Source organism: Streptomyces durocortorensis, assembly GCF_031760065.1.
Taxonomy (GTDB): Bacteria; Actinomycetota; Actinomycetes; order Streptomycetales; family Streptomycetaceae; genus Streptomyces.
On record NZ_CP134500.1, the window covers coordinates 3419867 to 3444582 of the forward strand.

At 73.0% G+C, this 24716-nt stretch carries 22 protein-coding genes; 13 read left to right on the forward strand and 9 right to left on the reverse strand.

Annotated features, from left to right (window positions below):
• Nucleotides 1-80: 80 nt before the first annotated feature.
• Nucleotides 81-1292 (forward strand): NADH:flavin oxidoreductase, encoded by a 1212-nt coding sequence (locus RI138_RS15040; protein WP_311120342.1) that lies wholly within the window; start codon nucleotides 81-83, stop codon nucleotides 1290-1292.
• Here the strand turns inward: RI138_RS15040 and RI138_RS15045 are convergent.
• The 5 genes from RI138_RS15045 to RI138_RS15065 form a co-directional block, all read right to left on the reverse strand.
• Entirely contained in the window at nucleotides 1276-2292 is a 1017-nt protein-coding gene (locus RI138_RS15045) for a D-alanyl-D-alanine carboxypeptidase family protein (protein WP_311120343.1), read from the reverse strand. The two genes, RI138_RS15040 and RI138_RS15045, sit on opposite strands and share 17 nt — an antisense overlap.
• Nucleotides 2293-2429: 137 nt before the next feature.
• Nucleotides 2430-3683 (reverse strand): sensor histidine kinase, encoded by a 1254-nt coding sequence (locus RI138_RS15050; RefSeq protein ID WP_311122899.1) that lies wholly within the window; start codon nucleotides 3681-3683, stop codon nucleotides 2430-2432.
• A 29-nt stretch (nucleotides 3684-3712) separates the two neighbouring features.
• Complete coding sequence (gene cseB / locus RI138_RS15055; protein ID WP_311120344.1) at nucleotides 3713-4486, reverse strand: two-component system response regulator CseB; 774 nt, start codon at nucleotides 4484-4486, stop codon at nucleotides 3713-3715.
• A 20-nt stretch (nucleotides 4487-4506) separates the two neighbouring features.
• A complete protein-coding gene (locus tag RI138_RS15060) occupies nucleotides 4507-5502 on the reverse strand; it encodes an endonuclease/exonuclease/phosphatase family protein (protein WP_311120345.1) in 996 nt (331 codons plus the stop codon).
• Nucleotides 5503-5723: 221 nt separating this feature from the next.
• The gene (locus RI138_RS15065; protein WP_096632910.1) at nucleotides 5724-6668 is read right to left on the reverse strand and encodes a carbon-nitrogen hydrolase; all 945 of its coding nucleotides are present in this window, start codon (nucleotides 6666-6668) and stop codon (nucleotides 5724-5726) included.
• 173 nt (nucleotides 6669-6841) lie between these two features.
• On the opposite strand from RI138_RS15065, the gene RI138_RS15070 reads away from it, so the two are divergent.
• From RI138_RS15070 to RI138_RS15105, 8 genes are all read left to right on the forward strand, one after another.
• Entirely contained in the window at nucleotides 6842-7912 is a 1071-nt protein-coding gene (locus RI138_RS15070) for a LacI family DNA-binding transcriptional regulator (RefSeq protein ID WP_311120346.1), read from the forward strand.
• A 233-nt stretch (nucleotides 7913-8145) separates the two neighbouring features.
• On the forward strand, nucleotides 8146-8331 hold the full coding sequence (locus RI138_RS15075; protein ID WP_096632908.1) for a plantaricin C family lantibiotic: 186 nt from the start codon (nucleotides 8146-8148) through the stop codon (nucleotides 8329-8331).
• Between the two features lie 101 nt (nucleotides 8332-8432).
• The gene (locus RI138_RS15080; RefSeq protein ID WP_311120347.1) at nucleotides 8433-11459 is read left to right on the forward strand and encodes a type 2 lanthipeptide synthetase LanM family protein; all 3027 of its coding nucleotides are present in this window, start codon (nucleotides 8433-8435) and stop codon (nucleotides 11457-11459) included.
• A gap of 101 nt (nucleotides 11460-11560) precedes the next feature.
• The gene (locus tag RI138_RS15085) at nucleotides 11561-11761 is read left to right on the forward strand and encodes a class II lanthipeptide, LchA2/BrtA2 family (protein ID WP_096632906.1); all 201 of its coding nucleotides are present in this window, start codon (nucleotides 11561-11563) and stop codon (nucleotides 11759-11761) included.
• Between the two features lie 136 nt (nucleotides 11762-11897).
• Entirely contained in the window at nucleotides 11898-14747 is a 2850-nt protein-coding gene (gene lanM, locus RI138_RS15090; RefSeq protein WP_311120348.1) for a type 2 lanthipeptide synthetase LanM, read from the forward strand.
• An 11-nt stretch (nucleotides 14748-14758) separates the two neighbouring features.
• Nucleotides 14759-16909: a peptidase domain-containing ABC transporter gene (locus RI138_RS15095; RefSeq protein WP_311120349.1), complete on the forward strand. Its 2151-nt coding sequence runs from the start codon at nucleotides 14759-14761 to the stop codon at nucleotides 16907-16909.
• Between the two features lie 38 nt (nucleotides 16910-16947).
• Nucleotides 16948-17688: an ABC transporter ATP-binding protein gene (locus tag RI138_RS15100; protein ID WP_311120350.1), complete on the forward strand. Its 741-nt coding sequence runs from the start codon at nucleotides 16948-16950 to the stop codon at nucleotides 17686-17688.
• The gene (locus tag RI138_RS15105) at nucleotides 17685-18533 is read left to right on the forward strand and encodes an ABC transporter permease (protein WP_311120351.1); all 849 of its coding nucleotides are present in this window, start codon (nucleotides 17685-17687) and stop codon (nucleotides 18531-18533) included. Before RI138_RS15100 ends, RI138_RS15105 begins: the two co-directional genes overlap by 4 nt.
• Nucleotides 18534-18632: 99 nt before the next feature.
• Here the strand turns inward: RI138_RS15105 and RI138_RS15110 are convergent, their stop codons facing one another.
• From RI138_RS15110 to RI138_RS15125, 4 genes are all read right to left on the reverse strand, one after another.
• Complete coding sequence (locus RI138_RS15110; protein WP_096626472.1) at nucleotides 18633-18827, reverse strand: hypothetical protein; 195 nt, start codon at nucleotides 18825-18827, stop codon at nucleotides 18633-18635.
• Between the two features lie 49 nt (nucleotides 18828-18876).
• Nucleotides 18877-19500: a helix-turn-helix transcriptional regulator gene (locus RI138_RS15115; RefSeq protein WP_311120352.1), complete on the reverse strand. Its 624-nt coding sequence runs from the start codon at nucleotides 19498-19500 to the stop codon at nucleotides 18877-18879.
• A gap of 260 nt (nucleotides 19501-19760) precedes the next feature.
• Nucleotides 19761-20942, reverse strand: coding sequence for a sensor histidine kinase (locus RI138_RS15120; protein WP_311120353.1), 1182 nt, complete (start codon nucleotides 20940-20942; stop codon nucleotides 19761-19763).
• Nucleotides 20939-21589 (reverse strand): response regulator transcription factor, encoded by a 651-nt coding sequence (locus RI138_RS15125; RefSeq protein ID WP_311120354.1) that lies wholly within the window; start codon nucleotides 21587-21589, stop codon nucleotides 20939-20941. The genes RI138_RS15120 and RI138_RS15125 overlap by 4 nt, the downstream gene beginning before the upstream one ends.
• 457 nt (nucleotides 21590-22046) lie before the next feature.
• Here RI138_RS15125 and RI138_RS15130 point away from each other — a divergent pair, with 457 nt between their 5' ends.
• The 4 genes from RI138_RS15130 to RI138_RS15145 are packed head-to-tail and all read left to right on the forward strand — an operon-like array spanning nucleotide 22047 to nucleotide 24712.
• Complete coding sequence (locus RI138_RS15130) at nucleotides 22047-23375, forward strand: ATP-binding protein (protein WP_311120355.1); 1329 nt, start codon at nucleotides 22047-22049, stop codon at nucleotides 23373-23375.
• On the forward strand, nucleotides 23372-23776 hold the full coding sequence (locus RI138_RS15135) for a roadblock/LC7 domain-containing protein (protein ID WP_311120356.1): 405 nt from the start codon (nucleotides 23372-23374) through the stop codon (nucleotides 23774-23776). The genes RI138_RS15130 and RI138_RS15135 overlap by 4 nt, the downstream gene beginning before the upstream one ends.
• Nucleotides 23773-24147 (forward strand): DUF742 domain-containing protein, encoded by a 375-nt coding sequence (locus RI138_RS15140; protein WP_096626484.1) that lies wholly within the window; start codon nucleotides 23773-23775, stop codon nucleotides 24145-24147. The genes RI138_RS15135 and RI138_RS15140 overlap by 4 nt, the downstream gene beginning before the upstream one ends.
• Entirely contained in the window at nucleotides 24122-24712 is a 591-nt protein-coding gene (locus tag RI138_RS15145) for a GTP-binding protein (RefSeq protein ID WP_311120357.1), read from the forward strand. The genes RI138_RS15140 and RI138_RS15145 overlap by 26 nt, the downstream gene beginning before the upstream one ends.
• The last annotated feature ends 4 nt before the right edge of the window (nucleotides 24713-24716 follow it).

The following is a 24716-nucleotide window of genomic DNA, read 5'->3' on the forward strand; positions in this document are numbered from 1 at the left end:
ATCCGGCCGGTCCGGGGATGCCTGTGCTGCGGGGACGTGTTGGGGCGGGTGGAGATCCCGGCTACGAACAGGACACCGACATGGCTGACGACGTGACTACCTACGTGACCGATGCGGCTGGGACGGCAGGCGTCGGTGACGCCGCAGGCCTGGCCGACGATGCTGATGCTGCCGCTGCCGACAGGAGCGCCGCCCGCGCCGCCGCCGTCCTCTCCCGCCCGTTCTCCGTCCGTGGCCTCACCGCGCGCAACCGCATCGCCATGGCGCCCATGACCCGGCAGTTCGCCCCGGACGGCGTCCCGGGGCGGGACGTGGCCGACTACTACACCCGGCGGGCCGCCGGAGGCGTCGGACTGATCATCACCGAGGGCACCTACGTCGGCCACGACTCCGCCGGGTCCAGCGACCGGGTCCCGCGCTTCCACGGCGAGGAGCCGCTCGCGGGCTGGGCGAACGTCGTGGACTCCGTGCACCGCGCGGGCGGGGCGATCGTCCCGCAGCTGTGGCACGTGGGCGTCACCCGCGACGAGGGCGCCGGGCCGGTGCCGGGCGCCGATCCGGTCGGGCCCTCCGGGGTGGCCCTGAACGGCGAGCCCAAGGGGCGCGCCATGTCGCAGCGGGATCTCGACGACGTCGTCGCCGCCTTCGCCGACGCGGCGGCCGCCGCCGAGCGCATCGGCTTCGACGGCATCGAACTGCACGGCGCCCACGGGTACTTGATCGACCAGTTCCTGTGGTCAGGCACCAACCGGCGTACCGACGCCTACGGCGGCGACCTCGTCGCCCGGACCCGCTTCGCGGCCGAGGTCGTGGCCGCGTGCCGCGCGGCCGTGTCCGACGCCTTCCCCATCATCTTCCGGATGTCCCAGTGGAAGGCGGACGCCTACGAGGCGAAGCTCGCCCACAGCCCCGAGGAACTGGACTCCCTGCTCACGCCGTTGGCCGAGGCCGGTGTCGACGTCTTCCACGCGTCCACCCGCCGCTACTGGCTGCCCGAGTTCGAGGGCTCCGACCTGAACCTGGCCGGCTGGGTGAAGAAGATCAGCGGCCTGCCGACCCTCACCGTCGGTTCGGTCGGCCTGGACGGGGACTTCTTCAGCGCCTTCAAGGGCAACGGATCCGCCGTCACCGGCATCGACCAGCTGCTGGAGCGGATGGAGCGCGACGAGTTCGACATGGTCGCCGTGGGGCGTGCGCTGATCGCCGACCCGGAGTGGGCGGCGAAGACCCTGCGCGGGCGCACCGGGGACATCACTCCGTTCTCCGCGGAGATGCTCAAGTCCCTGCGCTGAGAGCGCGGCCGGGCGTCCGCTCCGCCGCCGCCGGGAGGTCCGCGCGGATCGCTGTGATCAGGGCGCGGCTCGCCTCGTGGGCGGCGGCGCTGCCCTCCGCAGGGGTGGTGCCCGCGCGCTGGTGCAGGACCACGCCGAGGATCAGGCGGCTGGTGCCGGAGACCTTCTGGGTGGTGGCCCAGACGAGGTTGCCGCCCGCGGGGGTGGACGAGCCGGTCTTCAGGCCGATCACCCCGTCGTGCCCGAGCAGTCTGTTGGTGTTGTGCAAGGTCGTACCGGTGCCCGGGGAGGTGACGGACTCGGTGGCCACGATCTCGCGGAACACCGGGTCCTTCATCGCGGCCCGGGCAAGGGTCAGCTGGTCGGCCGCCGTGCTCTTCGTGCTGGCCTCCATACCGCTCACCCCGGTGTACGTGGTGCGGTCCATGCCGAGTCCGGCCGCGGCCTTGTTCATCTTCGCCACGAACGCCTTCTCGTTGCCGGCGTCCCAACGGGCCAGGAGCCGGGCGATGTTGTTGCCCGACGGCACCATCATCAGCTCCAGCAGCCTGCGTTGGGTGTACGTCCGCCCGGCGAGCACGGGGGCGGTCGTCTCCACCGAGGAGTACGACTCGTTCGCCGCCCGCTCGTCGGCGGCAATGGCCGCGCCGGGGGCGCCCGCCCGTATCGGGTGGTCCTTCAGGATCACGTAGGCCGTCATGACCTTGGTGACGCTGGCGATCGGTACGGGCCGCTGCTCACCCCGGGTGCCGAGGCTGCCGATCCCCTCGACCGCCACACTCGACTGGCCATCCCGCGGCCACGGCAGGTGCAGGGACTTCGCGATCTGCGCGCCCCCGGACGCCTCGGACGCCCCGGACGCCTCGCCGAGGGAGCGTCCGCGCTCCGCCCCGTCGCCGAACGCGTACCAGCCGCCCGTGCCGACCGCGAGCACCACGGCTGCGACGCGAAGGACGGTGGTGGTGAAGGGGGTGGTCGGGGTGGTCGGGTCTTCGGGCATGGGTACCTCCAGTGCGCGGACGGGTTTCCCGTACCTGCGTCACCTTCGAGGAGTCGTATCTCCGGGCCCGTACAGCGCCGTTTCCGTCACCGCGTAAGTGCGTTTCGGTTCCGTATCAGCCGCCGTACCGGCCCTCGTCAGGCTGCCCCCGCGCCCAGGTCCAGGGTCGCGACCGCTCCCCCGCCCGGGGCGTTCGCGAAGGTCAGCCGGGCGCCGATCACCCCGGCCTGGCCCTGCGCGATCGTCAGGCCGAGTCCGTGGCCCCGGCCGCGTTCGCTCGCGCCGGTGCGGAAGCGCTGCGGGCCCCGGTCCAGCAGGTCGGGCGGGAAGCCGGGCCCGCGGTCCCGTACGACGATCCGGGCCCCGCCCACCGTCACCTCGACGGGGGCCGCGCCGTGCCGGTGGGCGTTGGCGACGAGGTTGACCACGATCCGCTCCACCCGGCGCGGGTCGGTCTCCACGACCTCGGCATCCCGGACGGTGACCCGGGTGTCCGTGCCCGTACGCCGCACCACATCTGCGACCAGTTCGCCCAGTGGCACCGGGTCGGGGCGGGCCCGCTCGCCGCCCGCGTCCAGGCGGGAGATCTCCAGCAGGTCCTCCACCAGGGCGTTCAGGGCCCGGACCCGGTCCCGTACGAGCTCGGTCGCCTCGTCGGTCTCCCGGAGCAGCCCGGCGGCGGTGACGAGGCCCATCAGCGGGGTGCGCAGTTCGTGCGCGACGTCGGCGGTGAAGCGCTGCTCGTTCTCCAGCTTGCGCTGGAGGGCGGTGGCCATGTCGTCGACGGCCGCCGACATCTCGGTGATCTCGTCGCGGGCCCGCCCGGCCCGGCCGATACGGGCGTCCAGGTCCCCGTCCGCGATCCGGCGGGCGGTACGGGCCCCGTGGCGCAGCCGCCGGTTGATCGGTTCGGTGGCGAGGGCGGCGAGCGGGACGACGACCAGGAGGGCGGCCAGGACGGATTTCGCGATGCTGCGGTCCAGGAGCTGGAGGCTGCGGACCTCGGTGCTCATGTCGTCCCGGACGACGAGGAACGCGTCGCCGCCGACGGCCACGACCCCCCACATCCAGTACCAGTTGGGGGGATCGGCGTCGTACCAGGTGGCGTATCTCCCGCTGGTGTCCGGCTGGTCGGCCAGATTCCGCGCCAGGGGTTCGGGCAGCTCGTGCCCGGCCCGTACGTCGATGTCGGCCGGAGCCTTCCCCGTACGGGAGAACTCCCGCTCGGCGGCGATCAGCCGGGTGAGGGCCCGGTCCTTCCCCACGCTCAGTCCGCGCTCGCGGGTCGCGTCGTGCACCAGGAAGCCGATCACGGCCGCGACCGCGCAGCAGGCGGCGGCGGCCAGTGCGGCGATCTTCCAGCGGAGGGCGCGGGGGTTGAGGAAGTCCAGGTCGGGGGAGTCCACGGGGCGTCGGCCGGTCAGTCCCGGACCAGCTTGTAGCCGAAGCCGCGTACCGTCTCGATCCGGCCGCTGCCGATCTTCTTGCGCAGCCGCAGCACGCACAGGTCCACGACCCGGGTGTCGCCCTCCCAGCCGTAGTCCCAGACGTCCCGCAGCAGCCGTCGACGGTCGAGCACGGAGCCCGGCGCTGCCACGAACTCCAGCAGCAGGCGCAGTTCCGTGGGCGTCATGGGCACGATCGCCCCGTCCCGGCGCACCTCCATGCCGAGCGTGTCCACGCTGAGGTCCCCGAAGACCAGGACGTGGCCGGGTGCCCTGTCGGGCTTCCCGGGTGCGGGCTCCCGCGCGTCCGGCCGGAACGTGGCGCGCCGCAGCAGAGCGCGGATACGGGCCACCATGACGGCGGTGTCGACGGGTTTGACCACGTAGTCGTCGGCCCCCGCCTCCAGCCCGGCGACCACGTCGAGGGCGTCGCCGCGCGCGGACATCATCAGGACCGGGACCGGGCTTTCCTCGCGGATACGGTGGCAGAGGCCGATGCCGTCCAGTTCGGGCAGCATCACGTCGAGGATCAGCAGGTCGTGGCCGCCCCCACGGAACGCCTCCAGACCGCTGAGCCCGTCGGCGGCCACCGCGACCCGGTAGCCGTAGCGCTCCAGCGCCAGCTGGACGGCACGCCGGATGGCGGCGTCGTCCTCGACCACGAGCACGCTGACGGGGTCCGGTCCCCTGGCTTCCGACACGCTGCCTACCTGGACTTTCGAGGTCGTGGGTCGCTCGGTCGCTCGCATCGTAGTCGGGGCGTGGCCGGTCACCGGCCCAGCGTCGCCGCGACGGGCAGGTGGTCGCTGCCGGTGGCGGGCAGGGTCCAGGCGGAGCGCGGGGTCATCCCCCGTACCAGGACGTCATCGATCCGCACCACCGGGAACGCGGCGGGCCAGGTGAAGCCGAAGCCGTCGCCCGCCTCGCGCTGCGCGGAGCGCAGCCGGGAGGTGACCGGGGCCAGCGCGGCATCCCGGAACGTCCCGTTGAAGTCGCCCAGCACGACGAGCCGGGGTGCGCGTTCCTCGCGCAGCGCGGCGGCCAGGGCGCGGGCGGCCTCGTTGCGGCGGCCCGTCGTGAACCCGGCCGCCGAGACCCGTACCGACGCGAGGTGGACGGCGTACACGGCGACGGGCCCCTCCGGGGTGCGTGCCGTGGCCCGTACCGCGCGGGTCCACGGCATGATCGGCACCGCCTTCACCTCCTCCAGCGGGTGCTTGCTCCAGAGGCCGACCCCGCCGAGCACCGCGTGGTGCGGGTAGGCGGCGGCCAGCTCGCGGGTGTACGTGGGCGCGGACGCGGCGGACAGCTCCTCCAGGGCCAGTACGTCCGCGTCCGCTGCGGCGAGCACGCGCGCGGTACCGACAGGGTCGGTGTTGCCCTCGTCCACGTTGTGGCTGACCACCGTCAGGTCCCCGGTGCCGGACCGGGCGTCCGCCCGCTTGTCGGTGAGGGCCCCGCCGAAGAGCGTCACCCACACCACGGCGGGCGCGAGGACCGCCACGGCGGCGAGCCGGGACCGGCACACGGCGGCGAGCACGAGGAGGACCGGGACGCTCAGGCCCGTCCAGGGCAGCAACGTCTGGAAGAGGCTGCCCGCGTTGCCGACGGAGTTCGGAATCCACGCGTGCAGCGCCATCAGCGCGGCCCAGACGACCGCTGCGGCGGCGACCCATCGGGCAGGGCGGCCCCCGCCGGGTGAGGGCGGCGGCGGAACGACGGTGTCCGTGGTGGGTTCGGCGGCGCTCTCCGGTGGGCTCAGCACGGCACAGGTCTCCCAACGTCGCGTACACCGGCGATCCGGTACGTCGACAGCCTCCGGGAATCCCGCTTCCGGCTGGTCAGGGCCATGCTTCGGGCACCGCACGGGTGTGTATCAGGTGCGTTTCGGTGTCCGGTGCGGATCGGTGCGCGGGCGCGGGCTCCTGGGCCGGGCCAGGCCCAGGAGCCGCTACGAGAGGGAGGTGCGGGGGGGGGCCGACGGGCTCAGCGGGTCTCGGTGAGCGGGCCGTACGCGTCGGGGCGGCGGGTGGTGAGGAACGGGAACAGCTCCAGCCAGTCGCGGCGGGCGTCGAGGTCGAGGTCGGCGACCAGGACGGCGGGTTCGTCGCGGGGGGCCTGGGCGAGGACACGGCCGTAGGGGTCCACGACGAAGGAACTGCCGTAGAAGGTGAGGCCGTTCTCGGCGCCGATGCGGTTGGGCACGATCATGAAGGTGGCGTTGGCGATCGCGTTGCCGGTGATCACCTTCTGCCAGAGCGGCTGGGAGTCGAAGCCGGGGAAGCCGGGCTCGGAGCCGATGGCGGTCGGGTAGACGAGGACGTCGGCCCCGGCCAGGGAGTAGGCGCGCGCGAGCTCCGGGAACCACTGGTCCCAGCAGGTCGGCAGCCCGAAGGCGGCCTCGTCGACCTCGACCAGCGGGAAGGCGTCGTCGCCCGCCGGACCGGCGCGGAACCAGTCGTCCTCGTAGTAGCCCTCGGTGACCGGGATGTGGGTCTTGCGGGTGCGCTGGGCGAGGGTGCCGTCGGGGGCGACGAGGATCGCCGTGTTGTAGCCGAGGCCGTCGTCCTCGCCGCCCGGCGCCGGGGCCTTCTCGTACAGCGAGGCGTGCACGTACACGCCGTGCTCGCGGGCGGCCTCGGCGGCGAACGTGAAGGTGGGACCGGTCAGCAGCTCTTCCGGCGCGGCGGGCTCGGGGTGGTCCGCCCTGCGGACGACGGCGAAGTACGGCGAGAGCGTCAGCTCCTGGAGGCACACCACACGGGCGCCCTCGGCCGCGGCGAGCCGGATGCCCTCCAGCAGCGCGGCGCGGTGCTCGGCCGGGTCCCGGTGCCACCGCTGCTGGACCGCCGCGACGCGCAGGGGTGCGCGCTCGGCGGGGCGGGTGCGGGTCGGGGAGGCGGGCGGGTTGTACGCGGTGATCAGACGCATGGCGGGTTCCAGGGGGGACGGGGGCGGAGGCGGCCACGAACTTCGGACGAGGTGCCGGAACGTTCCGGCGCGGACCGAATCTAGCCGTGCCGGAACGTTCCGGCAACCCTCCGCCCCGTACGGTCGCGAACCCCGACGGGGTGTCGCGGGCAACCCCCCTAGACTTCACCCCCGTGACCTCCCGGACCGTGACCCTGCTCGACGTGGCCCGTGCCGCCGGGGTCTCCAAGAGCACCGCGTCCGACGCCCTCCAGGGCTCGGGGCGGGTCGCGGAGGCCACCCGGGACCGGGTCCGCGCGGTGGCGCGGGAGCTCGGCTACCGCCCCAACAGCGCCGCCCGGCGGCTGCGCCGCGCCAGTACCGGCGCCGTCGGGCTGTATCTGCCCCAGACGGCGACCCGGCTGGACTACTACATGAACCTCGCCTTCGGCGCCGTGGCGCGCGCCCAGGAGGAGGGGCTCGACGTGGTGCTGCTGGCGCCCGCGGGCGCGGCGAGCGGGCCGGTCGGCTCGCGCGTCGACGGGCTCCTGCTGATCGACCCCGAGGTCGGCGACAGTGCGGTGCCCGGACTGCTCGACGCGGGCGTCCCGGTGGTCACCGGCGAGCGCTACCTCGGCCCGGCCGCCGGCCCCAGCGGCGCCGTGGTCTGCGACAACGCCGCCTCGCTGACCGCCCTCCTCGACCACGTGACCGGGCGCGGCGCCCGCCGCCCCGCCGTACTGGCCCCGGCGGGCACCTCCGCCTGGGCGACCGCGCTGCGCGCCACCGCGGCCTCCTGGGGCCGGGCCCACGGGGTGGAGGTCGCGCTGCGCACCGTGCCGTTCGCGGCGACCCCCGGGGAGGCCGAGGAGACCACCCGGGCGCTGCTGAGCGCCGACCCCGCCGTCGACGCCGTGATCTGCGCCCCCGACGGCTCCGCCCCCGGCGTCCTGCGCGCCGCGGCCGCCCTCGGCCGGGAGGTCGGCGGAAGGCACGGAACCGACGGAGGCAGCGGAGGCAGCAGCAGCGGAAACGGCGACGGCGGCAGGCTCGGCGGCGCCCCCCTCCTCGTCGCCTCCTGCGTCGACGGCACCGCCACCCGCAGCTCCGAGCCGCCCGTCACCGCCGTCGACCTGCGCCCCGCCGCGTACGGCCGCGCCTGCGCCGAGCTGCTCTGCGACATCCTCGCGGACCGCGCGGCCCCCGACACCGTCCGCGACCACGCCTGGTCCCTGGAGACCCGCGCCTCCACCACGCCCGCCTGAGCGGTCCACTCCAGGCGTCCCGACCGTCCCACCCCCTCCGGTTCCGTCCGCCCGGGCGGGTTTCGGGAGGGTTCACGGACGGGCGGAACGCTCCCCAGGGAGGGGGCGGAACCCGCCCCTGGGCGGGGGTAACCCGATGGCCTGATCCCTAGCGTTCATGGGGTCAACATCCATCCGGAACGGTCCGGCCGCCCCGCGGTCGCGCCGCTCCTCGCGTGAAAGGTGTGAGCCACATGGCGAACCCGAACGTCGGCATCCTCGAAGAGATCGACGACCAGAACCTCGACTCCGTCAGCGCCGCCGGCCAGGGCTGGGGAACCCTCGTGTCCTCCCTGTCCTGCTACGGCGCCAGCTACGTCCTGGGGAACAACGGGAACTTCTGCACCGCGACCGCGGAGTGCCAGAACAACTGCAAGTGACCTTCTGACGCCGGGACTCCACCTCCCGGCGTCACCCCCACTTCCCTTCACCCAGCGCCCTGCCTCCCGCCCGCCTCCCGCCCGCCCAGGATCCGGTGTTCATGAACAGTCACGACGTCTCCCCCGGCCCCGGCACGTCCGAAGCGCTTCGGACGTATCTGCCGGAGCTGACCGACCCCGTGCTGATCGCACACGTCGAGGAACGGCTGCGGGCAGCAGCAGGGGCAAGGACAGCCGCCGAGCCGCAACCCCGCCCCGAGCAACCCGTCCCGTACGACCCCTCCCTCGACCCCGACGGGCTCTTCCACGACTACTTCCGGCACTTCGTCGGGCCCTGGACGGACCTCGTCCGCGATGCCGCCGCGCAGTCCCCCCTGGTCGCCGACCCGGGGGCCGTGGTCGACGACTTCCTCGTGCACCAGACCGGGCTCGTCTCCCGGCTGATGATCCGCACCCTGGTCGAGGAGCTCCACCAGCGGCGTTCGGCGGGCCTGCTCGACGGGGGCAGCCCCGAGGAGCGGTACGCGGCCTTCCGGCGGTGGACCAACAGCGCGTCCGGGCACGGCGAGCTGCTCGGCCGCTACCCGCACCTCTTCCACCTGGTGCACAGCCAGGTCGGCTCCGCGGCCCGCTACGTCGTCGAGCTGCTCCGCGAACTCGACTCCGCCGCACCCCGGTTGGGCACCCTGATACCCGGCGGCGCGGGGGACGCCCGCGTCGAGCGCCTCGTCCTCGGCGAGGGCGACACCCACAACGGCGGGCGGTCCGTCGCACAGGTCCTGTTCACCGACGGCCGCCGGGTCCTCTACAAGCCGCACCCGATCGGCGCGGAGGCGGGCTACAGCTCCTTCGTCTCCTGGATGAACGGGCGGCTCGGCACCGATCTGCCGACCGTCGCCGTGCTGCCGACCGAGCACGGCGGGTTCGTCGAGTTCATCCCCACCGAGGAGTACGCGGGCGAGGAGAAGGACTACTTCGCCCGGATCGGCACCCTCGCAGGCATCCTCTTCCTGCTGCGGGCCACCGACATCCACTTCGAGAACATGGTCTCCTGCGCCGCCGGGCCGGTCGTCATCGACACCGAGACCCTGCTGTCGCCCCGGCTGAACCTCCCCGAGGCGTACGACGACGGGGCCGCCTCCAAGATCGCGGCGCTCACGCTCCGGGAGTCGATCATCGGTTCCGGGCTGCTGCCGCTCGTCGTGCGCGCCGGGGACGACGACCACGGCATGGACATCGGTGCGATCGGCTACGACACCGGCCAGCGTTCCCCGTACAAGTCGCTGAGCCTCCAGAACCCGGGCCGCGACGACATGTTCGTCGGGATGGTCACCACGACGACCACCGCCGCCAACGCCAACCTCGCCGTGCAGCGCGCGACCCAGCTGCCCGTCAACGACCAACGGGACATCATCAAGCGCGAGTTCAGCCGGGTCCTGCGGTACGCGGCACAGCAGCCGGACGCGGTCGTCCACGCGATCGAGGAGTTCCTCGGCGACGTGCAGTTCCGGCACGTCAACCAGGCGACCATCTTCTACACCCAGTTGCTGCGCATGGCGACGCACCCGCACGCGATGGCCGACCCGGTCGTCCGCGCAGCCGTCCTGAACCGGACCGTCCTGCGCACCGGCGACTCCCCCGAGATCGCTGACGCCGAGGTCCGGCAGATGGCCCGGGGCGACGTCCCCTACTTCTCGTACACCGCCCGGTCCCGCGCGCTCGGCTCCACGGACGGGACGGTCCGGGCCGACGCCCTGGCCGAACCGCCGCTGACCACCGTGCGCGAGCGGGTCCACGGGCTCGACGAGGCGGTCATCGAGCGCGAACTGCGCCTGATCGACTTCTCGTTCGTCAACAAGCTGCCGACCGAGCAGGAGGAGACCGGGTTCGTGCCCGTGCGCCCGGCGGGCAGGCCCCCCGTCGCCGTGGACCGGGACCGGTTCGTCCACGAGGCCGTACGGGTCGGGGAGCGACTGCTCGCGACCCGGGTGGCGAGCACCGAGCCCCGTCACCCGGCGACCTGGATAGCCCCGCAGGTCACCACCGACTCGCAGAGCCAGTGGAGTCCGGGCACCCTCGGCTACGACCTGTACGGCGGCAGCCCCGGGCCCGCCCTCGTCCTCGCCGCCCTGGCCCGCGAGACGGGACGGGCGGACTTCGCGGCAGCGGCGCGCGGCGTGCTGGACCCGGTCGAGGAGCAGCTGCGCGGCGGCGCCCTCGCCGAGCAGGGGGTGTCGGTGGGCGGGATGACCGGGATGGCCGGTACCGCGTACGCCCTCGTCGTGGCCCGTGACCTGCTGGACGAGCCGGAGGCCGGGCGCCTCGGCGAGCTGGCCCGGGAGCTGGCCCGGTGCTCGGGGGCGGAGATCGGCACCGACTTCCTCAGCGGCATGGCGGGCGCGCTGTCCGTCGGCCTCGCGCTGCACGAGCGCGCCACGGACCCCGCCGAACGGGCGGTCGTCGCGGAGGCGGTCCGCACCATCGCCGCCCGCGAGACCGAGGCGCTCGGCGGCTTCGGGCTCCAGGACCCCCGGGTCACCCCGTACACCGGTTACGCGCACGGGGCCATGGGCATCGCGCCCGTACTGCTGCGCTACGGCGCCGAGTTCGACGACCCGGACGTGCACGGGCTCGGGCTGCGCATCCTCGGCGCGGTCCTCGAATCCCAGGCGGAGAGCGACCGCGACTGGCCGCGCGTGTGGGGCGAGCCGGAGCGCTCGTACGGCTGGTGCCACGGCGCCCCCGGGATTCTGCTGGGCGCGCTGATGAGCAACCAGCACGCGCCCGGAGCCGTCTCACGCCCGGTGCTGGACCGGCTGGCGGAGCTGACCCTCGCCCGAGGCTTCGGCAACAACCCGACGTACTGCCACGGCGACCTGGCCGGAGCGGAGATCGTCCGGCTCGGGGAGGACCTGGTCCCGGGACTGTTCGGCGAGGGCGCCGGGGGCGGCGGTGCCGAGGACCTGTACCCGCGCCTCTTCGACGAGGTCGTCGAGCGGTACGGGCAGCGCTCGGACACCAAGTACGCGTACACCAACAGCCTCATGGTCGGGGAGGCCGGACTCGCCTGGTCCGTCCTCCACCACCTGGACCCGGGGAGCCACCCCTCCCTGCTGCGCCTCGCCTAGGGCTCGTCCCCGCGGCAGCGCTCCACGAACCGGGCCCGCGTCCTGCCGGGCCCTGGCACCACCCATCCACGCAGGAAGAAACAGAACAGAGAGGAACCGTCATGGGCGACATCGCCATGAACGACACCACCGGATACGTCAGCGCCGACGAGCTCGTGGAGCTCGCGGACGCGCCGGACTCGCTGGCCGCGGGCATCACGCCCACCATCGTCCCGGCCACCGCCGTCACCACGGTGATCGTCGGCGCCAGCGCCGCGATGCAGGGCGGCTGCCCGACGAGCGGCTGCACCAAGCGCTGCTGAACCCGCTGAGCCGGTGAGGCGCGGGCGCCCCGGAACCGTTACTTCCGGGGCGCCCGCCCCCACCCTCCCACCCCTGAACACCGCACACACCCCTGAAACGGCGGAAGCCGGCAGACGACGGCAAGAGAGTCCACGAGTGCACCTGAGCGACGCGTTCCTCGACGAGCTGGTCCAGCGCATCACCGAGGAGAGGGCAGACGTATTCGGCGCTTTCTACACGCCGTACCTCCGCGACGGCGCCCAGCGCATCGCCGGGCTCGCCGCCTCCCCCCAGGGCCCGGACGGCATCGACGGCGTGGCGGATCTCGCCGGGGTCGCCGAGTCCGCGCTCCGCTCCCTCATGAGCCACTGTGTCGAGACCGGCGTACGCACCCTGATCGCCTCCTTCCGCGCCCAGGACACCGGCTACGAGGCGTTCCACGCCCACCTCGCCGAGACCACGGGCCGCGAGGCGGTCCTCGCCCGATTCCCCGAGCTGGACCGGCTGCTGCGCCTGGTCACCGCCCGTACCGCCCGTACGGTGGCCGACGTGCTGCACGCCGCGGCCGCGGACCGGGCCGAGCTGGAGATACTCCTCGGCGGGCCCGGCCGCATCGTGTCGCTCACCCCGGGGCTCGGCGACGCCCACCGGGGCGGGCGGACGGTCTGCCTGGTGGTCCGGGACGACGGCTCGCGCGCCGTGTACAAGCCGCAGCAGGACAACTGCCAGCAGCTCCTGACCACCCTGCGCACGCTCCTCGACGCGGACGGTTCCTTCTTCGGGCCGCTGCACCCGCGCACCCTCGTCCGGCCGGCCCACGTCTGGCAGGAGTTCGTCGCGCACGCCGACCTCGACGGGACGGCGGAGCACAGCGCCCGCTACTTCCGGCGCTTCGGCCGGTCCGCCGCGCTCCTGGCCATGCTCGGGGCCACCGACCTGCACCACGAGAACATCATCGCCACCCCCGCGGGGCCGGTCGTCATCGACACCGAGACCCTGGTGTCGCTGCCCAACTCCGCACCGGGACAGTCGGGTTCCGCGGCCGCCGCGCTCAACCTGGACATCGAGCACTCCGTCCTCAACACCCTTCTCCTCCCGGCCCGTTACGCCGGGGCCAAGCTGGACGTCGACATCTCGGGGATCGGCTGCGTACGGCCCGAGGCGTCCGAGCACCTCCAGTCGTACGCGGTCGTGGACGCCGGGAGTGACGACATCCGCTTCGACCGCAGCCAGGTCGTCGTCGAGCACGGCGCCAACATGGCCACCGTGGCGGGCGAGCCGCTGGACCCGCGCCGCTGGACCGACGACCTCGTCGCCGGGTACCGCGAGGCCCGTGCCCTGCTCACCGCCCACCGCGCCGCCCTGGAGGAGGCCGTACGGGGCTCCGCGGACTGGGCGGTGCGCCAGGTCGTGAGGCCCACCTATGTGTACGCGCGGTTCCTGGAGGCCTCAACCCACCCCGTGCACCTGGGCAGCAGGAAGGACCGGGCCGAGCTGCTCGGGAAACTGCCGCGCCACTACCGGGGCACGGCTGCGGAGTCGGCGGACGCGGTGCACCGGGAGGAGGTCGCGGCGCTGCTCGACCTCGATGTGCCGTTCTTCACCGTGGACTGCGACTCCACTCTGCTGCGGGGCGACTTCGACGAGGAGATCCGCAGCGCCGCCCAGGTCACCCCACGGGAGTCCGCGGTCGCCGCCGTGGGGTCCTTCTTCGCCCGCCCCGCCGACCGCGACCCCACCTACATCCGCTACGCACTGGCCGGTTCCGCCGACGACGTGTGGGAGACCCGGAGGCCCGGGACCACGGCCGGCGGCGACCCGACGCTCCCCGGGCTCGCCGACCCGGGCGACTGGCACGCCCTGCTCCGTGGCCTCGTGGTCGGCGGGGCCGACGCCCCGACCTGGCTGACACCCCGCCTCCGGGGCGACGGGCTGCGCCTCGGCGGCGTCGACGCCACGCTGTACGACGGCGGCGGTCTCCTGCTGCACCTCGCGCAGAGCGCGGCCCGCACCGGCGTCTCCCCGGTCGGCGTGGACCTGGAGCGGGTGTGCGCCGGGGCCGTGCACACCCGGCCCACCGTGCTCGACGGGTCGCCGCTGTCGATGTCGCCGTTCACCGGAGTGCTCTCCGACCTGGTGACCGACTGGGAGATCCGGCGGCTGGCGGACCCGGACGCCCGCTTCCGGGACGACGTCCACTTCCGCCCGGCGGACGGCACGTTCGACGTCGACGCGCTCTCCGCCGCCGACTTCGACCACCTCAACGGCTACGGCGGCTACCTCGTCCACCTCGCCGCCCACACCCGGGCCGGGGCGGGTGAGGTGACCGGCGCCGGGGCCGAGCGGCTGCTGCGCCGCCTGGTCGCGGTGGACGGCGACCCGGCCACGTACGCCGAAGGCACCGAACTCGGGCTGGCCCACGGCCGGTTCGGCCGGATCACGGCCCTGTCCGCGATGGTCGCGGCGGGCCTGGACGGGGACAGCGGCGCCCGCGCCCATCTGGAGCTGTTCGCCGAGGCGTACGGCCGCCACCGCTGGCAGGACGCCGCCCTGCGCGACCGGGGGGCGGGCAGCACCGGCTGGTGCAAGGGGTACGCGGGCATCGCGTACGCGCACGCCACGCTGCTCACCGCCCTCGGTGAACCGGCGGGCCGCGTGGCGGATGCGGTCGCCCCGGAGATCGCCCGCGTGCTGGAACCGGGCCCCACCGGAACCGAAACCGGCACCGCACCCGGCCCCGACCTCAGCCTCTGCCACGGTCTCGCCGGCCGCATCGCGGTCCTGTGCCACCTGGCGGACCTGCTCGGCAGGCCCGACCTGCGCGACGGGGCCGCCGCCCTGCACACCGGCTTCCTCGACCGGTACGGGGAGGGCGGCTGGTCCTGCGGGATCGGCACCGAACCCCTCCTGCCCTCCTACTTCCTCGGCCTCTCCGGCTGGTTCGCGGCACAGCAGATGCTCGGCCACCCCGGAACGGGCCTCCCCCGCTGCCTCGGAGGCCGCTGATGGCATGGCGTATGCGCAGAGTCCGACGGGTCCGCGAGGTCCAGCAGTTCGCCCAGGCCGAGTGCGGCCTGTGCTGCATCGCGATGGTCCTCTCGGCGTACGGCTCCCGCGATTCGGTGGCCGCCCTGCGCCGCGAGCACGAGGTGGGCCGCGACGGCCTCACCATCAAGGAGATCGCGAGCATCCTGCGCGGCCGGGGCTTCCAGGTGCGGGCGTTCCGGGCCGGGGTCCAGCGGCTGGAGCAGCTCACCCTGCCGCTCATCGCGTACTGGGACGACAGCCACGTCGTGATCGTCGAGGAGATCGACGAGCGGCAGGTCACGGTCGTCGACCCCGGCGGCGGGCGGCGCAAGTACAGCACGGAGGAGTTCGCCGAGCACTACTCGGGCCTGGCCCTCGAAGCCGTACCGACGCCGGAGCACCGGCCGGAGCGGCACCGTGAGCCCAGCGTCTGGCGGGAGTTCGTCCGGTCGCTGACCGGCGCCCGGCGCCCGCTGCTCCAGGCGTTCCTGATGTCGCTGGTGCTGTACTCGTTCACGATCTTCATGCCGATCGCCACCCAGTACGCGGTCAACGACTACGCGGGCTATCTGGAGAAGGCCCCGATCGCCCTCGTCCTGGTGGCGTTCACCGCCCCGATGACGGTGTTCTTCGTGCTCTCGCTGCTCAGAACCGTGGCGCTGGCGTCCGTGATCCGGAGCCTGGGCGAGGCGATGATGGGGAAGACGTTCAAACGGCTCCTCGACCTGCCCTACAAGTACTTCGCCAACCGCTCGCAGGGGGAGCTGTTCTACCGGCTGTCGAGCATCACGTCCGTACGGGACATGATCTCCAGCCAGTTGTCGGTCGTGCTGCTCGACCTCGGCAGCCTGATCGCGATCTTCAGCTACATGTTCTACCGCTCGTTCACCCTGGGGGCTGCGGCCTTCGCGGTGTTCCTGACGATGCTGGCCGTCGCGGTGGCGACGTACCGGCCGATCCGGCGGATCACCGAGCGGGAGATCAGCGAGACGACGAAGTCCTCGTCGCTCCAGATGGAGGCGCTGTCCTCGATCGAGACGCTGAAGGTCTCCGGGATGACCGGGACGTTCTTCCGGGACTGGCAGAAGGTCTACGCGGCGGGGATGGAGCAGACCCGGCGGCGGATCGTCCTCCAGGGCGTGGCGACCAGCGGCTACGCGGTGTTCCAGGTGTTCGGGCCACTGCTCGTGCTGGCGGTGGGGCTGTGGCTGGTGCTGAACGGTTCGCTGGACCTCGGTTCGGCGGTGGCGGCGCAGACGCTGACCGCGACGAGCCTGGGCATGGTGATGTCGCTGTCCGGCGCGTTCACCCAGCTGATCACGGCGAACGCGCAGGTGGCCCGGGTCGGCGACATCCTCCACCAGCCGGACGACCCGGGGGCGTTCGGCGACCGCCCGGCCCTCGTGCGGGGCGCGGTGCGGCTGCGGAACGTGGGCTTCTCCTACCCCGGCTCCCGCACCCCGGCCCTGACGGACGTCTCGTTCGACATCCGGGCCGGGCAGCGGGTCGCGGTGGTGGGCAGTTCGGGCTCGGGCAAGAGCACGCTCGGCAAGCTGCTGATGGGGCTGTACCCGATCCAGTCCGGGGACGTCGGATACGACGGGGTGTCGATCCGCGAGATCAGTGCGGAGACGTTCTACCGGAGCGCCGCGTACGTCCCGCAGGACATCGTCCTCAGCAACCGCAGCATCGCGGACAACATCCGCTTCGGGGTGCCCGACGCCACGATGGAGGCGGTCGTGGACGCGGCGCGCCAGGCGCATGTGCACGACGACATCGCGGCGATGCCGCTGGGCTACCACACGCCGGTGCGCGAGATGGGCGGCAGCCTCTCCGGCGGCCAGCGCCAGCGGATCGCGCTCGCCCGCGCTCTGGCCCGGCAGCCCCGGGTCCTCGTGCTCGACGAGGCGACGAGCGCGCTGGACACGGTCACCGAGTCCCGGATCGCGGCCGCGCTGGAACGGCTGGAGTGCACGCGGATCATCATCGCCCACCGGCTGTCGACCATCGTGGACGCCGATCTGGTGGTGGTGCTGGAGCACGGCCGGGTCGTGCAGACCGGCCGCCACGATGAGCTGATCACCGAGCCCGGCCCGTACCGGGAACTGGTCCGCTCGCAGGTCGACCTGAACACGGTCTGAAGAGCCGGAAGAGTCCGAAGAGAAGGAGGCGCCGCCGCATGGCACAGGAAGCACAGCGACAGCAGGTGATCTCGGTCCGGGATCTCCAGAAGGAGTTCCGGGGAACGAGAGCCGTCGACGGGGTCTCCTTCGACGTACGGCCGGGCCGTGTCACCGGCTTCCTCGGCCCCAACGGCGCCGGGAAGACGACGACCCTGCGCATGGTCCTCGGGCTGGTCCGCCCCACCGGCGGCAGCGCGCTGCTGTGGGGCCGCCCCTACGGTGAACTGGCCGCCCCCACCCGGCGGATCGGCGTGGGCCTGGACGGCGGGGCGTTCGTCGGCCGCCGCACGGGCCGGGGCCATCTGCGCTGCTACGCCCCGGCCGCCGGGTGCACACCGCAGCGGGTGGACCAGCTGCTGGCGGACGTGGGGCTGACCGGGGCGGCGGACCGGCCGGTCGCCGGGTACTCGACCGGGATGAAGCAGCGGCTGTCCTTGGCCTCGGCGCTGCTGGGCGATCCGGAGCTGCTGATCCTGGACGAGCCGGCGAACGGCCTGGACCCCGAAGGGATGCTGTGGCTGCGGGAGTTCCTGCGGGACTTCGCGGCCTCGGGCCGGACGGTGCTGCTCTCCAGCCATCTGCTGGGCGAGATGGAGCAGACGGTCGACGACGTCCTGCTGATGCACCACGGGCGGCTGCTGAGCAACGGCCCCCTCGACGGTCTGCTGGAGCCGGGCGAACGCCTGGAGTCGGCTTTCCTGCGGCTGACACGGGCCGGGAACGGAGTACGGATATGAGCACGGGTACAAGCGCGGTGGCACCTGCGCGTACGGGCACGGAGACCGGGGCCGTCTCCCCGGCCGCCCTCCTGCGGTCCGAGGTGCTGAAGCTCACCACGACCCGGCTGTGGTGGGTCCTGCTGCTGGCCGTCGGTCTGTGCAGCGCGGCCCTCACGGCACTGATCGTCTTCGGCGCCCTCAACGCCCCCCGCAGCCCGCTGAGCTTCGGTACGGCGGGCGACGCCGTGCCCGCGTACAACCTGGCGGTGGCGCTCGCGTACGTCTTCCCGCTGGCCATCGGCGTCATCGTGGTGACGCAGGAGTACCACTCCCGTACGATCTCCGCCACGCTGCTGGCCGAGCCGCGCCGGGCCCGGGTCTACGGGGCGAAGCTCCTGGTGGGGCTCGGCACGGCGTTCGTGTACGGGACGGTGGCCGTGCTCTCCGGCGCGCTGGTGGCCGCCGCCCTGCTGTCGGGGCACGGGAAGCCCACGTACCTCACGGACGGCACGGTGCTCGGCGCGCTGGGCGGCAGCATCGTGGTGCTCACCCTGTGGGGCGCGATCGGCGTCGGGGTGGGGGCGCTGGTACGCAACCAGGTGGCCGCGATCGTCGGCATCCTGCTGGTCACCCAGTTCCTGGAGCCGACACTGCGCATCCTCGCCTCCTCGCTGGGCAACGCGGAGCTGGGCAATCTGCTTCCCGGCGGGGCGGGCGACCTGGCGGTCGGCGGCACGATCATGACGGCCGCCGCCGAGGCTGACGGCGGCTCGCAGGGCCTCGGCTTCCTGGTCCTCGCCCTGTACGCACTGGCCATCGGCGCTCTCGGCGCGGTGCGGTTCACCCGCTACGAGGCGGCCTGAGCGACGCCGGACGAGCCGACAACGCCGGGGCCGCCGCACGGATCGTGCGGCGGCCCCGGCGTTGTCGGCTCGCGCTCGGGCGCCCCAGGCGCCCCGGGCTCACTCGGCGCTGCCGGCGCCGCCCTTCTTCACCGCGTTCTTCTGCATCGCGACATTGGTGCACGCGAGTGTCACCGCGAGCAGAAGCGGAACCACGACGCCGGTGGGGTTGTCGCCGAAGAGCGGAGCGATCAGCGCGAGCACCACCAGAATGCCCACCGGGGCCCAGCGCAGCGCTTCCTTCTTCTTTTCCATGACAGTCTCCTTGACGTTGGTATGTACCAGTGGCGTTTGTGCGTGCCGGTCAGCCGGCCACCGGCATACGCGCCACGAGCTGGCTGCGGTCCCGGAATCCGGTTTTCTGCAGAATGTTCGACATATGGAACTTCACGGTGCTCTCCGCGATATAGAGGGCGCCCGCGATCTCACTGTTGTTCATTCCCTGCGACACCAGCGAGACGACTTCGTACTCCCGTGCCGTCAGGGCCGGATCCAGTGTCCGCCCCCGCCCCTGCGGGAGCACGGGGACGGCCGCCGGTGCCGGGGCCGCCACCGGTGCGGGCGCCTGCCCGCGCAGCAGCGGGCGGACGAGCGTGGGCGAGATCCACCCGTGCCCGGCCGCCACCTCCTGCACGGCCTCCAGGAAGGCCTCGTCCAGGTCGTCGCGGTCGACGACGGCCCGGACATCGGCCTGCACCGCTGCGAGATCGCGTATTTCCGAACCGTAGGTCAGCGCCACGACGGGCGCGGAATCCCGTATCTCGTCGAGCCGGTCGATATCGGCGACCAGGACATCGAAGGGCAGGAGCCCCCCGGCCCCCTCCTTCTCTGCCGCATTCCAGCCGCGATGGGCGAAGAGCCTGGTGAGTCTCCGCCGCAACGACAGTCTGGCGACCATCAGCCCGACAGCTATGCCGTCATCTGCCATTCCTGCCCTACTTCCCCCGTACGGCCGCCGTCGGGGCAATCGTCACGACGGCCCCCGCACGGCGTGCGCTGGTCAAGGCGCACAGCGATCCTAGCTTTTCCAGGGAAATGACAGCAACCAGCCAATCACTTAAGCGAGATCGGCCCGAATTATCCGGCCAATCGACGGGGAGACCCCCCGCCGGTCGGCGGGGGGCAGGGTTACGGATCTCCTCCTGGAGAGGGACCGCACGGGCCGTTCCGGCAGGTGCGGACACCCCTTCAGAAAGCCCCCCGGCAGGGAAACACGGCCAGGATCCGGAATCCGCCGCCCGGCTCGCGCTCCGAGCGGAACGTACCGCCGAGCAGCTGCGCGCGCTCCCGCAGACCGGCCAGCCCGTGGCCGCCGCCGGGGAGGTCCGGAGGGGCCGTGGCCCCGTCGGCCGGGGTGTTGCGGATCTCGACCCCGAGGCCGCCGTCGAGCGGCTGGACCTGTATGTCCACCTCGGCGCCGGGGGCGTGCTTGCGTACGTTGGTGAGGGCTTCCTGAACCGTGCGGTAGGCAGCCCGCTCCACCGCCCGGGGCCAGTGCCCGGCGGCCTCGGGAGCGGTGAGGGTCGCGCGCAGCCCGCTGTCGCGGACCAGGGCGGGGAGGTCGGCGAGGCGGGGCTGCGGGGCGAGGGTGGACGGTGCGACCCCGTCGGCGCGCAGCACGCCCACCATGTGCTGGAGCTCGGTGAGGGTCTTCGCCGAGAGGTCCCGGACGACCCCGGCGGTCGTCCGTACGGTGGCCGCGTCCGGGTCGCCGACCTGGAGCGCCCCGGCCTGGAGGCTGATCAGACTGACCTGGTGGGCGACGACGTCGTGCATCTCACGGGCCAGCCAGGCCCGTTCGGTGGACAGGGTCCGCTCGGCGAGGAGCCGGTGCTCGCGCTCCCGGGCCTGCGCGATCTCCCGCTGCCGTTCGCGTCGCAGCCGTGCCGTCCGGCCCAGGACCACGGCCCCCGCGCCCAGGACACAGGAGTCCAGCGCCGTGATCAGCGTCTCCCGGTCCGGAGCCAGCTCCGGGAGGCCCGCGATCGGGTACGGCAGGAACTGGGCCAGGGCGACCGCGGCGGCCCCCGCGACGCCGACGGCCACGCTGCGGCGGCGGTCGGCCAGGCAGTACAGCGCGATCAGCGGTGCGAAGGCGAGGTGGCCGGCGTACAGGCCGGGCAGCCCGACGAGCAGCACCAGCTCGGGCCAGCGCCGCCGCAGCACCAGCGCGCCCGCCGCGACGAGCGCCACCCAGAGGCCCGGGCCGGGCCCGAGCCCGTTGACGAGGAGCCCGTCGACCACGGCGATGCCGACGGGGACGGCGGCCCGCCCGGCGGCGCGGAGGCGGCGGGAGACACGGAGCCGGGGCAGGCGGAGGCCGGGCGGGCGGAGCCGCTTCACGGCGTCAAGGGGTGTACTGCCGGTCATGCCGGGCCGACACCCCCGAGCAGTCCCGCCCGGTCCGCGATCACGGCGGCCTGGACGCGGTTGACTCCGCCCAGCTTGCAGAGCACCGAGCTGACGTGGTCCTTGACCGTGCCGTGGGACAGCCGCAGCTCGCGGGCGATCTCGCGGTTGGAGAGTCCCGCGCCGACCAGGGCCAGGACCTGGCGTTCGCGGTCGGTCAGCGCCACTGTGCTGTCCGGCGCCCCCCGCGCGGCGGAGAGGTAGCCCTCGATCACCACGCCGGTCGCCTCGGGCGCCAGGATCCTGCCACCGGAGGCCAGGACGCGGACCGCTTGGACGAGCTGTTCCGGGGCGGTGTTCTTCATCAGTAAACCGGCCGCCCCCGCACGCAGCGCGTCGCCGACGTACTCGCCCGCGTCGAACGTGGTCAGCATCGCCACCGCGGGCGCGGACGGCAGGGCGGCCACCCGGCGCAGCACGGTCAGCCCGTCCACCTCGGGCATCCGGATGTCCAGCAGCAGCACATCGGGGCGCCCGTTCCGTACGCGGTCGACGGCCTCGACGCCGTCGCAGCAGGCGACCACCTCGATATCGGAGGCCGCACCCAAGATCAAATTCAGCCCGGACCGGACCAGCTGCTCGTCATCCACGACGGCAACCCGAATCACGATGCGCCCCTTCACCCGGCCGACCATGCGAAGGGTACGGCAGGAGGCGGTGCCCGTCGACGGAGGCCGGAATGTCGCATTCCGGGGGGGCGGCGCCCCCGACCAGGGACGCGGCACCCCACGGCCTAGAGCGTGGCGCCCTACGGCCACGGACACGGCGCCCTACGGGGAGGGCACGGGCGGCGTCCTGCACATCTCCCGGATGTGAACGTTCTGCGTCAAGTGGCAACCGGCATGGCGCTCTTGACATTTCAGCGCGCGGCCGATGATAAGATCATCTCACTTCCAGTGGGCTGATGGCATATGGGGGCATTCCGGGAGGAATGGATTCCTCGGCCCCACCTTCGGAGGGGCACCTCCCGAAGCGGCGCACGGCCCCGGCGAGATCCGCCCCGGTCGCGTGCCGCCTGACGGGGTGTCAAGCCGTTTCCCAGCCATGGCACTTGAAGTGAGTCTCATGACCTTTCCACAGGGCCCCGTCATCTGGGCGCTGGCTGTCGTAGCACTGGTCGCCGTGGGTGCCGTCCTGCGGGCTCGCGCGACCAACGTCAAACTGCGCAGACAGACCACCGAGCTGCGGGGTGAGCGCGACGCGCTCCTGCGCCAGCGGGACGAACTCCACGTCGTCCACAACGGTCTGCTCCAGCGTCAGGCCGCCGAGCTCGCGGAGGTCCGCAAGGACGCGGAGGAGGAGACGAAGGCGGTCCTCAAAGCCGCCGTCCGCACCCTCCAGGGCCTCGCCGACGAGCAGCAGGTCGTGATCGAGAAGGCCCAGCGCAAGTACGGCGACGACCCCGGCATCCTCGCCGACCTGATGGCCGTCGACCACGCCAACAGCCAGTTCGGCCGCCGCGCCCAGGGCATCGCGGTGCTCTGCGGCGGCTGGCTCGGGCGGCGCGAGACCGTGGCCTCCGTCTTCGACGTGGCCCGCAGCGCCCAGGGCCGTATCCGGCACTTCGACCGGGTCCGGGTCAACGGCCAGGTGAACTTCTCGGTGGTCAGCCGGGCGGTGGAGCCCGTCGCCGTGGTCCTCGCCGAGCTGCTCGCCAACGCCACGAACTACTCCGCCCCCGGCACCCCGGTGGAGATCAACATCCAGGCCGTGCCGACGGGCGTCTGCCTCATCGTCGACGACGCCGGTCTCGGCATGGGCCAGGAGGAGAAGGACCGCGCGGCGGCCCTCCTCTCCCCCCAGGCGGCGATCAGCGTCTCCAGCCTGGGCATCCCGCCGCAGTTCGGGTTCGCCGTCTCCGGGATGCTCGCCGCCCGCTACGGCTTCCGGGTCTCGGTGGACTCCGTTTCCCCCTATGGAGGCGTACGCGCGGTGGTCCTGATCCCCGACGAACTGCTCACCACCGAGGCGCCGCCCGCCGCGGCACCCGCCGAAGCTCCCGAGGCACCTCAGGTGTCCGGGATGTCCGAAGCCTCCGGGGCCCAGCAGTTCCCGCAGCCCCAGCAGTTCGCACAGCCCCAGCAGCTCCAGCGGACGCAGGCGCACCAGGCTGCGGACCGCCGCCAGGGCCCCGCCCCGGCCGCCCCGGCGCCCACCCCGCTCTTCCCGCCCGCTCCCCGGCCGGACACCGCCACCCAGCCGCTGGCCCAGATCAGCACCACCACCGGGGGGCTGCCGAAGCGTCGTCGCAAGAGCCCGGTCGCCGCGGTGCCATCGGCCGAGCCGCAGCCCGTGCGCAGCAACGAGGAGACCGCCTCCCGGCTCGGCGCGTTCCAGCGCGGCACCCGGTCCGGGCGGGACACGACGACCACGGAAGGACCCGAGTTCCAGTGAATCCCGATCTGTCCTGGGTGCTCAACGACCTGCTCCAGGTGCCCGGCGCCCGGCACGCGATCCTGGTGTCCGCCGACGGCCTGCTGCTCGCCAACTCCAGCGAGATCGGCCGGGACGACGCGGAGACCGTCGCCGCGGCCATGAGCTCCATGCAGTCCCTCAGCCGCGCGGTCGCCCCCTTCATCGGGACCCGTGACCCCGGCCGCTGGCGGCAGACGCTCCTGGAGTACGAGGACGGCTGGATCTTCCTCATCGCCGCGGGCAGCGGCGCCTATCTGGCGGCGACCGCGGCCGCCGACGTGGACATGGAGGCGATGTCCTTCCGGATGCAGCAGCAGGTCAGCGCGCTGGGGAAGGCGATGACCACGCCGCCCCGCCAGAGCGCGGGCAGCGAGATATGACCGCGCCGGGCGAGGAGCAGCAGGTCAGCAGCGGGTTCGTCCGGTCCTATGTCATCACCGGGGGACGCGGGCTGCCCGACGCGGAGGACCTCTCCCTCGTCACCCTGGTCACCCTCGCCCCCGACCGCCAGCCGCCGCCGAACCCGAGCCCGGAGGTGAAGGCGATCTGGGAGCTGTGCTCCGGCGGCTACCTGTCGGTGGCCGAGGTCGCCGGACACCTCGGCCTGCCGGTCGGGGTGGCCCGGCTGCTGCTCCAGGACTTAAACCAGCAGGGACACCTGCTGCGCCGGAAGGCGCCGCCGCCGGCCCAGCTCGTTGACAGGAAGATCCTCGAAGAGGTGTTGCATGGACTTCAGCTCCGGTTCGGCTGAGAGCATCTATGTGCCGGACGCGGTGCGGCGCGCGGCGAAGATCCTCGTCGTCGGGCACTTCGCCGTCGGCAAGACGACGCTGATCGGCACACTGTCCGAGATCACCCCGCTGCGCACCGAGGAGCGGATGACCCAGGCCGCGGCCCAGGTGGACGATCTGCGCGGGGCGCCCGACAAGAAGACGACCACGGTCGCCCTGGACTTCGGGCGGCTCACCCTCAGCGACGAGCTGGTGCTCTATCTGTTCGGTACGCCGGGGCAGCAGCGGTTCGTGGAGCTGTGGGAGGACATGGCGCGCGGTTCGCTGGGCGCGCTGCTCCTGGTCGACCCGGCCCGGCTCGCCGACACGTTCCCGGTCATCGACCTGGTCGAGACGTACGGACTGGAGTACGCGGTCGCCGTCAACAGCTTCGACCCGTACACCCAGCACGCCGAGGACGAGCTGCGCGAGGCGCTCGACCTGCTGCCGGACACCCCGGTCGTCTTCTGCGACGCCCGGGACCAGAAATCCTCCGCGCAGGCCCTGATCACTCTCGTACGCCATCTCCTCGCGCACGCGGCCTGACGCA